This is a genomic window from Escherichia sp. MOD1-EC5950, assembly GCF_002965345.1.
GTDB classification, from domain to species: domain Bacteria; phylum Pseudomonadota; class Gammaproteobacteria; order Enterobacterales; family Enterobacteriaceae; genus Escherichia; species Escherichia marmotae.
Window position 1 is genome coordinate 44,656 of sequence record NZ_PTSR01000008.1, and the last position, 12,872, is coordinate 57,527.

Here is a 12,872-nt window from a genome sequence, read left to right on the forward strand (position 1 = left end):
GATATTTTCAGGTGCTCAGTGGGGATTGAGAAATGCTCGTCTATTGGCTGGATATAGTCGGCACAGCGGTATTTGCCATCTCCGGCGTTTTGCTGGCCGGAAAATTGCGTATGGACCCTTTTGGCGTCCTGGTTCTGGGCGTGGTTACCGCAGTAGGTGGCGGGACAATTCGCGACATGGCGCTGGATCACGGTCCGGTATTTTGGGTGAAAGATCCCACAGACCTGGTCGTCGCGATGGTGACCAGTATGTTGACTATCGTTCTGGTACGCCAGCCAAGACGCTTACCAAAATGGATGCTGCCTGTGCTTGACGCGGTTGGCCTGGCGGTGTTTGTTGGTATTGGTGTCAACAAAGCCTTTAATGCGGAAGCAGGCCCACTGATTGCCGTTTGTATGGGGGTGATCACCGGCGTTGGCGGCGGGATCATCCGGGATGTACTGGCGCGTGAAATCCCGATGATATTACGCACAGAAATCTACGCGACGGCCTGCATTATCGGCGGTATTGTCCACGCTACAGCCCATTACACGTTCTCCGTACCGCTGGAAACAGCCAGTATGATGGGGATGGTTGTAACGCTATTGATTCGGCTGGCAGCTATCCGTTGGCATCTTAAACTACCGACGTTTGCACTGGATGATAATGGACGTTGAAGAGAAGATATGCCGGATAGGTTATCCGGCATATTAAAAGCAGATTAGATGCTGAAGGAAGAACCGCAACCGCAGGTGCTTTTCGCGTTCGGGTTGGTCACGATGAAACGTGAACCTTCCAGACCTTCGGTATAGTCAACGGAACCGCCGACCAGGTATTGCAGACTCATCGGGTCAACCACCAGGCCTACGCCCTGTTTTTCGATAGTCATATCGCCTTCGTTCACCTGATCATCAAAGGTGAAACCATACTGGAAGCCGCTGCAACCGCCACCAGTGATATACACGCGTAACTTCAGATTCGGGTTATCTTCATCAGCGATCAGGCTTTTAACTTTGTTGGCTGCTGCGTCGGTAAATTCCAGCGGCAGTGCTACGTCATCACTCATATTTTGCTCCAAACGACATCGGCAATTGGGCAAATTCTAACCCAATAATAAGCGCCATTATCTAATACCCTGGTATTTCGTTCAAGTATTCTCGCTGGCAGCCGCGGCCTTGCTTCGCGCCAGTTGTTCCGCTTCCTGTTTTGCCAGCGTGCGGGCAAGAATCGCTGAGTATAGCGGTTTTCCGCCGGTAAATTGTGCTAATAGTGTTGCGCCAAGACCAGTAATAATCATTGGCAAAATGAGCTGATAGTTATCTGTCATCTCAAGTACCAATATTATCCCGGTTAGCGGCGCACGAACGGATGCCGCCAGTAACGCGCCCATTCCAGCAATAGCAAATGTCCCTGCTTCAAGGTGATATTGCGGAAACAGTTCCGTAGCGACCATGCCAAATGCCGTTCCCAAAACCGTACCAAGCGCCAGCATCGGGGCGAAAATACCGCCCGGTGCACCAGAAGAAAAGCAGAGCAGCGTGGTGATCACCCGCGCAACAAAAATAAAAATCAGCATTCCCATGCTGAAATTCCCTGCTGTCGCGATAGGAATCAGGTTAAAACCGCCGCCCGAAGTTTCTGGCGCAACGAAACCAAGCAAGCCACACAGGCCGCCAATCGCACCGCCCATCAGCACCCATTTCGTGATATTGCCGCCGTGCACACGGTGCAACAAATCCTGCATCCCCAGCACCCATTTATTAAAAATAGGGCCGAAGATACCAAAAATAATACCGAGGATCAGATAAAGCCAGAGCGTATTGAGCGGCGCATCAGAGAGTTTACCTACGTCAATTAACGCGACTTCGTGATTAAATATCCGGTACATAATGGTCGACATAATGACGCCAATAAATACCGCTTTAATCGAAATTAGCGTATAGCGGAATTGCGGACGCATCTCTTCGATAATAAAAAGAATGCCCGCGAGCGGCGCGTTAAAGGCCGCCGCCAGCCCCGCCGCCGCACCGGTTGCCAGCAACGTGTGACGAGCTTCATCACCTTTCATGCGGAAAATATCAAGCACCATGCGGCCAATGTTACCGCCGATCTGTACGGTTGGCCCTTCGCGTCCCAGCACCATGCCACCGCCCAGCGTTCCCAGACCACCAAAGAACTTCACCGGCAATACACGCCACCAGCGGACGGGACGTTGATCTTCCAGCGCGCCTTCAATTTCCGGAATACCCGAACCACCTGCTTCCGGCGCGTATTTGCGCACCAAAAAATAACCGAACATCGCCAGCACCGCCGAACAGAGAAAAGCGACGGTCAACAAAAGTGGGTAATTATCGGCAGTATGTACCAGCGCGCCCATACGTTGGTTCTGCAACCAGGCGACGCCTTTGTCAAAAGCTACTGCCGCCAGCCCGACAAGGGTGCCGACGACCGCAGCCATAAACAAAATGGCTAATGGCGTTTTGTCGCGCTCAAGAAGTTGACGAATCAGTTGTCTACGTCGCAGACGCGCAGCCTGCGGTATTTCAGAAGAGGGTGTATCAGTTTTCATCCAATGATCACTTATTGGTCATACAAATAAGATGACGGCATTCTACTCGCTCGTTCGATGAAAATCCTTTGCAAAGCGTAATGTTTCAAATGCGCAAAACTTTTATACTCTTAGAAATCCGGGTTGCCGCAGTACAAGCAACCTGATGCTTGACGAGTATTTAACTTGTTATGAATAACATAGAATAGCAGCCATTCACTTTTTCTACGAATCAGGAACCCTCCATGAGTAAGTCTGAAAATCTTTACAGCGCAGCGCGCGAGCTGATCCCTGGCGGTGTGAACTCCCCTGTTCGCGCTTTTACCGGCGTGGGCGGCACTCCACTGTTTATCGAAAAAGCGGACGGCGCTTATCTGTACGATGTTGATGGCAAAGCGTATATCGATTATGTCGGTTCCTGGGGGCCGATGGTGCTGGGCCATAACCACCCGGCGATCCGTAACGCAGTAATTGAAGCCGCCGGGCGCGGTCTGAGCTTTGGTGCGCCGACCGAAATGGAAGTAAAAATGGCGGAACTGGTGACCGAACTGGTGCCGACGATGGATATGGTGCGTATGGTGAACTCCGGCACCGAAGCGACGATGAGCGCTATCCGCCTCGCCCGTGGTTTTACCGGCCGCGATAAAATCATTAAATTCGAAGGTTGTTACCACGGCCACGCCGACTGTCTGTTAGTGAAAGCAGGATCTGGCGCACTGACGCTGGGTCAACCGAACTCTCCGGGCGTTCCGGCGGATTTCGCCAAACATACCTTAACCTGTACCTATAACGATCTGGCGTCTGTGCGCGCCGCGTTTGAGCAGTACCCGGAAGAAATTGCCTGTATTATCGTTGAACCGGTAGCCGGTAACATGAACTGCGTTCCGCCGTTGCCGGAGTTTCTGCCGGGTCTGCGCGCGCTGTGTGACGAGTTTGGCGCGTTGCTAATCATTGATGAAGTAATGACCGGCTTCCGCGTGGCGCTGGCGGGCGCACAGGATTATTACGGTGTCGTGCCGGATCTCACCTGTCTGGGCAAAATCATTGGCGGCGGGATGCCTGTTGGTGCCTTCGGCGGCCGTCGTGATGTGATGGATGCGCTGGCCCCGACCGGCCCGGTGTATCAGGCGGGTACACTTTCCGGTAACCCAATTGCGATGGCAGCCGGTTTCGCCTGTCTGAATGAAGTCGCGCAGCCGGGTGTTCACGAGACGCTGGATGAGCTGACAACACGTCTGGCGGAAGGCTTGTTGGAAGCGGCAGAAGAAGCGGGGATTCCTCTGGTTGTGAACCACGTTGGCGGCATGTTCGGTATTTTCTTTACCGATGCCGGGTCAGTGACGTGTTATCAGGACGTAATGGCCTGTGACGTGGAACGCTTTAAGCGTTTCTTCCATATGATGCTGGACGAAGGTGTTTACCTGGCACCGTCAGCGTTTGAAGCGGGCTTTATGTCCGTGGCGCACAGCATGGAAGATATCAATAACACCATCGATGCCGCACGTCGGGTGTTTGCTAAGTTGTGATGATTTTGCCTCGCCCACCGGGCGAGGCATTTTATTAACGGCTCTGCTTTCTCAGCAAATAAATAAAATACGGCGCGCCGATAAACGTCGACAATAATCCCGCCGGGATCTGGAACGGAAACAACACCATCCGCCCGCACCAGTCCGCAAACACCAGCAGCAAACCACCCACCAGCGCCGAAATCACAATGTGCGGCATCGTCCGTCGAAAGCCCATCATCCGTGCAATATGTGGTGCCATCAGACCAACAAAACTCAATGGCCCAATGGTCATTGTCGCGGTCGCCGTCAGACAGGCCGCCAGCATCAGCAACGCAACTCGCGTCGGCGTCAGCGCCATCCCCACGGCTCGTGCGGTATCACCACCCAGCGGTAAAATGGTCAGCCAGCGACGGCACAGCGGCGTAATTGCCAGCAAAATCACCATCACAATTCCGGTGCGCCAGACCTGCGCATCGGTGGCATTGTAGGTCGAACCGGAAATCCAGGTCAGCACTTGCGCCATACGTGGATCGCCGCTCGCCTGCAACATCATCAGCAGCATAGTGAACGCGGTGCTTAATGCCATCCCCGCCAGCAGCATCCGATGTGGTGAAAATCCACCGCGCCCGGCGGCGATCATAATGATCAACAGCGTCACCGCCGCACCGAGACTTCCCGCAGGCAGCAACCAGCCAAAGGCGTTGCCCGGCACCAAAAACAGCATCAGCACTACGCCAAACGCCGCACCAGAGCTGATCCCCAGCACTTCGGGGCTTGCCATCGGGTTTCCGGTCAGCCGCTGAATAATACAGCCAGCCACTGCCAGCATCACGCCTGCAAACAGTGCCGCCATAATTCGCGGCCAGCGCCAGGGCATTAAATCCTCAAGCAGTACCCCACTCGCCCACGTCCAGCCTTGCGAATCACGACCAAACGACAGCGCCACCACTACGGCAATCAGCAGCAGCACACCACCAGCGAGGGCAAACGCCAGCACATGTTGGCGTTCAATCGCGACCCGATCGTTAACCTTCATATCCGGCGCGCTAATGCTGCGTAAACGTGGCAGCAGCCATAGCAGCAGCGGCGCACCAATCAGTGCAGTGACCGATCCGGTGGAAACTTCCATCCATACGCGGGTTAGCCAGAGAATTATCTGATCGGAAAGCCAGAGAATGAGTGCCCCAATCAGTGACGCCAGCATCAGCCGCGGCAGCAGACGACGCGCGCCCAGCATTTTCGCCAGCAGCGGCGCGAACAAACCGATAAAGCCGATAATCCCGACCGCGTTCACCAGCAAGGCGCTGATAACAATCGCCAGAGACAGCGCAGCCAGACGCGCCAGCGACAGTGCCAGCCCCAGATTGCGCGCCACGCCATCATCAAGCCCCATCAGGGTTAACGGGCGCAGTAGTAGCAATGTCAGCATCACGCCGCCCAGTAACTGCGGCCATAAACGTTCAACGCCGCCCCAGTCGGTTTGCGTCAGCGTACCGGTGCTCCACAGGAACATGCTTTGCAACTGGTCATGATGAAAAATGACCAGTAACTGGTTGATTGCCCCGCAATAAAGGCTCACGACCAGACCCGCGAGGATCAACGTCACTGGCGAAAGGCGTTTACCCCACGCGACGCCAAAGACGATTAAGCCAACCACACAAGCCCCCGCCAGCGCGGCGAACTGACTTGCCGCCACACCAGGAATCGCCCACAGCGTGGTGACGGTAATCCCCAGTTGCGCGCCCGTTGCGACGCCAAGCGTGGTCGGTTCCGCCAGCGGGTTACGTAGCACTTGCTGAAACAGCACGCCAACCAGCCCCAGACCCGCGCCAACCAGCAGCGAAATAGCCAGACGCGGCAGCAAGCTGTAGTGAAAAATCATCTGCTCAATGACGTCAATATCCGGCGACCAGATTGCCTGAGTCCACTGGCTACGCGGCAGCGCATGCGAGAAGTTCATCCAGGTGAGCACCACAGCGGCAATCACCAGCAACGCCAACAATAACGCCGGAAAAAGCGCAATTCGTTTACTCACGCCTGGCCTCCAATGGCGTTATCCAGAATGCGCACAAAGTGCATTGCCGAAAGCGTCGCGCCATAGAACCAAACTGCGGGTACGCGTTGAAAACGCCCTGCACGGACAAACGGCATGGCCTGCCACAGCGGTGTCGCCATTAACGCGTCCATGTCCTTACTGTTATCGTGATCAAAACACAGCACATCAACATCTTTATACGCCGCCAGACGATCAATACTGACCGCGGTGCTGCCCCAGAAGTTGGTTTCCCCTTGCCATGCATTCACAATACCGTACTCATCGAGAATTTCCTGGAACAAGCTGTTTGGACCGAAGACCAGCATATGGCGCGGATCGAGAAGCGACGTCAGCAATAACGGGCGCGCTCCACGCTTTACAAAGCGGGGTTTCATACTGCGGATAAATTTTTCATATTGCGCTAAATGCTTTTCTGCCGCGCTTTGCAGGTTGAGCAAATCCGCCATTTCCGTCAGTGATTTACGCGCCATCATCAGTGGCTGTTTGCCGTCGCTGAAGTTAAATCCGCGCCCCGGTGCAATGCGTGCCAGCATTTCTGGCGAAGGGCCATATCCTGCCGACCAGACCATAAACGACGGTTTCATTTCGGTCAGTAGTTCGAGGTTAGGTTCTGTACGCAAACCAACGTCAATCACCGATTCCGGTAATGGCGGTTCGCTGACCCACAGTCGATAGTTAATGGTGTCCGCCACACCGTAAGGCATGATGCCGAGCGCCAGTAGCAGTTCCACCGGCAACCACTCCAGCGCCACAATACGATGCGGATCAATCGCCGCCGCGCGAGCGGTATTCATCTGCCATAACAACGGAGAAAGCGCCATCGCCGTTAACAGTCGACGACGCGAAAGAAGAGGTAAGCCGCTCATCAATAAACAAAACTCACAGGTGCGGCACCCGCCGGATGCGGCAAAATACCCATCGGGATGCCATAAATCATTTCGAGGGTTTCGCCGCGCATAATTTCCGCAGGCGTTCCCTGAGCAATCATTTCACCGCCGCGCAGGGCGACCAGATAATCACAGTAACGCGCCGCCATATTGATATCGTGCAGCACAGCAATCACCGTCAGGCCGCGTTCCTGGCTTAAACGATGCACCAGCGCCAACACGTCAACCTGATGAGCGATATCCAGCGCCGAGGTCGGTTCATCCAGCAGCAGGCATCGGCTATCCTGCGCCACCAGCATGGCGATCCACGCTCGCTGACGTTCACCGCCAGAAAGGCTATCCACCAGCCGATGCGCCAGTGGTTTTAAGCCGACAAGAGCGATGGCTTCTTCGACCTTTTCGCGATCTGCCGCGCCAAATCGCCCCAACGCGCCGTGCCACGGATAGCGACCAATCGCTACCAGTTCGCGCACGGTCATCCCTTCAGCCGGAGGAATCTGCTGCGGCAAATAAGCGACTTTGCGGGCAAAGGCTTTACTGCTCCAGCTTTCCAACGGCTGGGCATCAAGAAGAATTTCGCCTTCCGACGGCGGCTGATGACGTCCCAGCATTTTGAGCAGTGTGGATTTACCAGAACCGTTGTGACCAATCAGGCCGGTCACTTTCCCGGCAGGAAAGGTTAACGACAGCGGATGCAAAAGCGTGCGCCCCGGCACACGAAAGGAAATATTACGCAGTGCAAAAGTGGTATCGGAATGATTCGTGTATTCCTGCATAACAGCCAACTTGTGAAGCGGGCACGGAAATCCGTGCCCAAAGCGAAAATTAGAAACGGAAGGTTGCGGTTGCAACGACCTGACGTTCTGCGCCCCAGAAGCAGCCATAGGTGTTAAAGCAACTGGCGACGTATTCACGATCGAACAGGTTGTTAACATGCAGCGCCACGTTGGAGCCAGCCATACCAACTCGCGCCAGATCATAACGCACTAACGCATCAACTACCGTATAACTTCCCACTTTAAAGGAGTTAGCCGGATCGCCGTAGCTGGAGCCAGTATAACGACCGCCAGTACCCAGCGTCAGGCCAGAAAGTGGGCCGTCAAAGAAGGTATAGTCAGCCCACAGAGAAGCCATGTGTTTTGGCACCTGCGCAGGCGTATTACCTTTGTAGGTAGTATCGGTGGTGTATTCCGCATCGGTGTAGGTATAAGAACCGACCACGTTAACACTTGCCGACAGCGCCGCTTTTGCTTCGATTTCTACGCCACGCGCGCGGATCTCACCACCTTCAACCGAGAAGAATGAACCCTCAGGATCTGCCATCAGGTTGTTAGTTTTGGTGAGATTATACAGTGCACCCGTCACCACGATTGGGCGATCTTCCGGTACGTATTTCACGCCGACTTCGTACTGCTTACCTTTAGACGGTGCGAAAATATTACCATCCTTCCCGACCTGAGAAGAAGGTTCAAACGATTCGCTATAGCTGAAGTACGGTGTTACGCCGTTATCAAACAGATAGTTAACACCACCACGCCAGGTGAACTGTTTGTCATCACGTTTGTCAGTCGTTCCCGCTACGCGGTTAAGCGATTCTTGATCTGCCCAGTCATAACGACCGCCCAGAGTGACCAGTACTTTATCCCACTGCGCCTGATCCTGAACGTAAATGCCTGTTTGCTTCTGCTTATTCAGGATGCGGTACGGGCCGGAGTTATCCGGGTCTTTGGCATTGAAATCGAAATCGGTATTCACCGGATTATACAGATTCAACAGCGGCACAGAGTCGTCGTAACCAAACCAGGCGTTGATGTCATTACGCATACGCATAAAGTCGACGCCAGTCAGCAGAGTATGGTCGATATCGCCAGTGGCGAATTTGCTTTGTAACTGGGTATCAACAGAGAAGTTTTGCAGTTTCTCATCATCAACAACGTATTTCCGCGCCAGGTAGTGACCTTTATCCGCAGGTGCTATAGCTGCACACTGCTGGCTGTAAGCATTCGCCGGATCGGAGCAGACACCGTAGCCATAAACGCTGTTTTGCGAGGTTTTGTTTTCAGCAAAACGCAGGTTCTGACGCACCGTAAAGGTGTCGTTAAATTCGTGGTCGAAGCTGTAGCCCACCATCTTCTCGTTACGAGAATAGGTATTGTTCTTCGCACCTTCGTTAAAGTCGGTCGGCAGACGCTTACCGTTCGGCAGCGGCTCAACGGTTCCCTCTTTCGGCAACCAGCCGTAATAGCCCGTTTCCGGCTCGTTCTGGAAGTAAGAAAGGAAGGTGAAATTGGTTTTATCGTCCGGACGCCAGGTGAACGCAGGAGCAATAGCATAACGCTGCTCTTCTGCGCCCTTCTGCTGGGCATTAGCAGAACGCGCAAGACCGGTCAGACGATAAGAATAAACGCCGTCATCATCCAGCGCATCGCTGAAATCAAAACCAGTCTGGAACAGGCTGTCAGTACCAGCTTTAAACTGAACTTCTTTCAGCGGTTCGGTAGTCGGGCGCTTGCTGACCATATTCAACAAGCCACCCGGGCTGCTTTTCCCGTAAAGCACGGAAACAGGACCACGCATGATTTCAGCGCGCTCAAGCATATACGGATCGATAACCGCATCGTTATAGAAGTTACCCTGCATCTTCAGGCCGTTCAGATAGTTATTCTGACTTTGGCCTTCTGCAGCAAAACCACGGATGATCAGGTGGTCATAAGTGTTGGACGCACCACGCGTACCGACCGAAACCCCTGGCGTATAGCTAAGCGCTTCTTTTACTGACTTCGGCTGGTGTAGCGCCATCTCTTCGGCTGTGACCACAGAAATAGACTGCGGTACTTTTTGAATCGGCGTATCTGTTTTAGTACCGGTGGCTGACTGTCGCGCCGCAATAGTGGCTGCCGGCCCCCATGCGCTTTCTTGCGGCGCAGGTGCAGCGGTAACGGTGATAGTCTCTTCTTTCGGTTCAACCGCTGCCTGTGCATAAACAGACATGCCGCTAACCGCTGTGGCTACTACGACTGCGATTTTACGCAGCGAGTGTTTTGGCTGAGCAGTTTTGTAACGCGCCATTGGTATATCTCTGATGTAAAGTGAAAGTGAATGATAACGTAAACGAGAATGATTATTATAAAGATGAAATAATATTCGAAACGGCGAGACGATGGCAAGCAGTACCCATCAGAGAAGCAACCAAAGGGTCAATAAACAATCAGATGAAAAGAAAGGGTTAATGCTTTTGGAAGGATGTTATTTTACCGGATGGCGGCACGCCATCCGGTAGGTCACAGTTAAATGTTAATTACTACCAAACATTTCCTTAATCCAGCCCGCCACGCCGTCGCTGTCTTTCTGCTCTTGTTGAGCAGGTTGCTGCTGCTGCGGCTGAGAAGACTGATCAAACGGATTGCCTGACGGCTGCTGCTGCATCTCACTCTGTTGACACAGCGATTGCGGATCGCTGGTCCAGACCGGCAAGATACGCATTCCACCGCTGCAAACAAAGTTGCCGTCGTAGTCGACGCCCATATCCACGATATCTTCCGGCGGTACAAGATTCAGCGGCGTTGGCGTCTGGTTAGCCAGATAACGCTGGTAAATCGACATCGCCCCGCTGGCACCGTACAACTTAGTCGGCTGGTTGTTATCGCGGCCAACCCAGGTGATGGTCACCGTGCTGCCGTCAATGCCCGCAAACCAGGTATCAACGTTGTTGTTGGTAGTCCCGGTTTTGCCCGCCAGGTGCAGATTCGGGTATTTCGCTCCCAATTGGCGACCAGTACCACGTTGCACCACTTGCTGCATGGTCCATAGCGTCAGATACGCCGCTTGTGCCGGAACTGCGCGTTCCGCCTGCGGGAAGCTCTGATAGAGCACTTTACCGTCTTCGGCAATGACTGAACGCAATGCAGAAAGCGGCGCACGGTTACCACCGCTGGCGATAGTCTGGAATGCCTGCGCCACTTCGATTGGCGTTAAGTTCAGCGCCCCAAGCAACATTGCCGGAACCGGATTCAACTGATCTTTCGGCACGCCCAGTTTAATCCAGGTGTCCGTTACCGCAGGTAACCCTAACGCCATCCCCAGATTCACCGTTGGCACGTTCATCGAACGGGTCAGCGCATCTACCAACATTACTCTGCCGCTCTCGCTATAACGGCGGTCATCGTTCTGTGGTGACCAGACCTGACCGTTAGGCTGACGCAGCGCGATTGGCGCATCGGCAATCCACGTATTCAGGCGATAGATTTTCGGCTGGCTTAAGGCCGTCAGATAGGTCGCTGGTTTTGCCAGTGATCCAATCGAACGACGCGCCTGCATCGCACGGTTGTAACCCGCAAACTGCGGTTCGGAGCCACCGACCATCGCGCGAACTTCACCGCTAAAGCGGTCAACAACCACAATCGCCGTTTCCAGATCGCTCAACTTACGCTGTTTCTTCAGTGCCGGAATGCCTTCCACGGCGGCTTTTTCTGCCGCGTCCTGAGCCACCGAGTCAAAAGTAGTGAAGATCTTCACGCCAGAGAGATCTTTCACTTTATCGCCCAGTTTCGCCTGCAACTCCTGGCGCACCAGTTGCATAAAGGCAGGCTGCGGAGAGATCACCCCACCGCGCGGCTGTACGCCCAGCGGACGTGCGCTCAACATGTCGTAGAGTTCTTGATCAATAATCTGCTGCTGTTGCAGCAGACGCAGTACCAGGTTACGTCGCTCAAGCGCCAGTTTCGGGTTGCGCCACGGGTTATAGATAGACGCACCTTTCACCATACCGACTAACAGCGCCTGCTGATCAAGGCTCAACTCTTCTACCGGACGACCAAAGTAGTACAGGCTTGCCAGCGGGAAACCACGGATTTCGTTGTCACCGCTCTGACCGAGATATACCTCGTTCATATACAGCTCAAGAATGCGGTCTTTGCTGTAACGCGCATCCATGATTAACGCCATATAGGCTTCGTTCGCTTTACGCCAGTAAGAACGTTCGCTAGAGAGGAACAGGTTCTTCACTAACTGTTGAGTCAGCGTACTCGCCCCCTGCACCGTGCGCCCGGCGGTCAGGTTCGCCAGCACCGCACGTCCAATGGAGTAGAGACTGATACCATCATGCTCGTAGAAATGACGGTCTTCTGTCGCCAGCAAAGTATCTACCAGCAAATCCGGGAAGCCACTACGCGGCACAAACAGACGCTGTTCGCCGTTTGGTGAGGAGATCATGGTGATCAGACGCGGATCAAGACGGAAGAAACCGAACTGACGGTTGTTCTCCATATTGACAATAGTCGCCAGATGATCGCCCTCAAAAGTCAGACGCGCACGCACCTGCCCTTCTTTACTATCCGGGAAATCAAACGGACGGCGGATCATCTCAATGCTGTTGGCCTGCACGGTAAATTCGCCAGGACGGGTCATCTTCGACACCTGACGATATTGCGTGGCCTCCAGCAATTTCACCATCTCGTTCTTGCTGATGGTCATGTCTGGCTCAAGGTTTACCATCCGACCATAAACTGCCGCTGGCAATTGCCACACCTTGCCATCAATACGGCTGCGAATTTTTTGATCGAGATAAACACCGTAAACGGCGATTAACACCGCAAATACGATCCCCAGTTTCAGTAGCAGCCATAGCCAGCCGCGTTTACCACGAGGCTTACGCCCTTTGCCCTTACCTTTGCGTGGCATCGGTTCTTCATCCTCATAGTCATCATAATCGTCGTCATCTTCATAGCGACGACGGCTTACCTTTTGTTTGACAGGACGCGTCGGTTTCCCTTTGCGTCCAATTGGCTCGCGGTCATTCCCGGCCATACATTTTCTCCGCAATATTCAGGCGCAAAAGCCCGATTTTCTATTCTTCTGTGACAAGACAGAAGAAGATATCTCTCAAAGTACTTTTC

The 12,872-nt window shown here is 53.7% G+C and carries 11 protein-coding genes; 2 read left to right on the top strand and 9 right to left on the bottom strand.

The genetic code is table 11. The features are described 5' to 3' along the window. Positions 1-32: 32 nt before the first annotated feature. Positions 33-656: a TRIC cation channel family protein gene (locus BEA93_RS11065; protein WP_000964219.1), complete on the top strand. Its 624-nt coding sequence runs from the start codon at positions 33-35 to the stop codon at positions 654-656. Positions 657-700: 44 nt separating this feature from the next. Here BEA93_RS11065 and erpA read toward each other — a convergent pair whose 3' ends face one another. The 4 genes from erpA to BEA93_RS25700 are packed head-to-tail and all read right to left on the bottom strand — an operon-like array spanning position 701 to position 2,607. After that, positions 701-1,045 (bottom strand): iron-sulfur cluster insertion protein ErpA, encoded by a 345-nt coding sequence (gene erpA, locus BEA93_RS11070; RefSeq protein WP_001295564.1) that lies wholly within the window; start codon positions 1,043-1,045, stop codon positions 701-703. Further along, on the bottom strand, positions 1,038-1,103 hold the full coding sequence (gene yadW, locus BEA93_RS25035; protein ID WP_122983118.1) for a small protein YadW: 66 nt from the start codon (positions 1,101-1,103) through the stop codon (positions 1,038-1,040). The genes erpA and yadW overlap by 8 nt, the downstream gene beginning before the upstream one ends. Before the next feature lie 23 nt (positions 1,104-1,126). Then, complete coding sequence (clcA, locus tag BEA93_RS11075) at positions 1,127-2,548, bottom strand: H(+)/Cl(-) exchange transporter ClcA (RefSeq protein WP_000845418.1); 1,422 nt, start codon at positions 2,546-2,548, stop codon at positions 1,127-1,129. An 11-nt stretch (positions 2,549-2,559) separates the two neighbouring features. Next, positions 2,560-2,607 (bottom strand): hypothetical protein, encoded by a 48-nt coding sequence (locus tag BEA93_RS25700; protein WP_214678600.1) that lies wholly within the window; start codon positions 2,605-2,607, stop codon positions 2,560-2,562. 165 nt (positions 2,608-2,772) lie between these two features. Here BEA93_RS25700 and hemL point away from each other — a divergent pair, with 165 nt between their 5' ends. Next, entirely contained in the window at positions 2,773-4,053 is a 1,281-nt protein-coding gene (hemL, locus tag BEA93_RS11080) for a glutamate-1-semialdehyde 2,1-aminomutase (RefSeq protein ID WP_000045318.1), read from the top strand. A 34-nt stretch (positions 4,054-4,087) separates the two neighbouring features. Here hemL and fhuB read toward each other — a convergent pair whose 3' ends face one another. From fhuB to mrcB, 5 genes are all read right to left on the bottom strand, one after another. After that, a complete protein-coding gene (fhuB, locus tag BEA93_RS11085; RefSeq protein ID WP_001517770.1) occupies positions 4,088-6,070 on the bottom strand; it encodes a Fe(3+)-hydroxamate ABC transporter permease FhuB in 1,983 nt (660 codons plus the stop codon). Continuing rightward, the gene (gene fhuD / locus BEA93_RS11090; RefSeq protein ID WP_010378052.1) at positions 6,067-6,957 is read right to left on the bottom strand and encodes a Fe(3+)-hydroxamate ABC transporter substrate-binding protein FhuD; all 891 of its coding nucleotides are present in this window, start codon (positions 6,955-6,957) and stop codon (positions 6,067-6,069) included. Before fhuD ends, fhuB begins: the two co-directional genes overlap by 4 nt. After that, positions 6,957-7,754 carry a Fe3+-hydroxamate ABC transporter ATP-binding protein FhuC gene (gene fhuC / locus BEA93_RS11095; RefSeq protein WP_105224938.1) on the bottom strand — a complete coding sequence of 266 codons (798 nt, stop codon included), beginning with the start codon at positions 7,752-7,754 and terminating at the stop codon, positions 6,957-6,959. Before fhuC ends, fhuD begins: the two co-directional genes overlap by 1 nt. Before the next feature lie 49 nt (positions 7,755-7,803). Then, positions 7,804-10,047, bottom strand: coding sequence for a ferrichrome porin FhuA (fhuA, locus tag BEA93_RS11100; RefSeq protein ID WP_000135211.1), 2,244 nt, complete (start codon positions 10,045-10,047; stop codon positions 7,804-7,806). Between the two features lie 225 nt (positions 10,048-10,272). Next, positions 10,273-12,783, bottom strand: coding sequence for a bifunctional glycosyl transferase/transpeptidase (gene mrcB / locus BEA93_RS11105; RefSeq protein WP_016262885.1), 2,511 nt, complete (start codon positions 12,781-12,783; stop codon positions 10,273-10,275). Positions 12,784-12,872 lie beyond the last annotated feature (89 nt).

Excerpts from the sequence above, each read along its gene's own strand:
- mrcB (WP_016262885.1), bottom strand. The coding sequence starts at position 12,783 with ATGGCCGGGAATGACCGCGAGCCAATTGGACGCAAAGGGAAACCGACG.
- BEA93_RS11065 (WP_000964219.1), top strand. The coding sequence starts at position 33 with ATGCTCGTCTATTGGCTGGATATAGTCGGCACAGCGGTATTTGCCATC.
- erpA (WP_001295564.1), bottom strand. The coding sequence starts at position 1,045 with ATGAGTGATGACGTAGCACTGCCGCTGGAATTTACCGACGCAGCAGCC.
- fhuD (WP_010378052.1), bottom strand. The coding sequence starts at position 6,957 with ATGAGCGGCTTACCTCTTCTTTCGCGTCGTCGACTGTTAACGGCGATG.
- fhuA (WP_000135211.1), bottom strand. The coding sequence starts at position 10,047 with ATGGCGCGTTACAAAACTGCTCAGCCAAAACACTCGCTGCGTAAAATC.
- clcA (WP_000845418.1), bottom strand. The coding sequence starts at position 2,548 with ATGAAAACTGATACACCCTCTTCTGAAATACCGCAGGCTGCGCGTCTG.
- fhuC (WP_105224938.1), bottom strand. The coding sequence starts at position 7,754 with ATGCAGGAATACACGAATCATTCCGATACCACTTTTGCACTGCGTAAT.
- hemL (WP_000045318.1), top strand. The coding sequence starts at position 2,773 with ATGAGTAAGTCTGAAAATCTTTACAGCGCAGCGCGCGAGCTGATCCCT.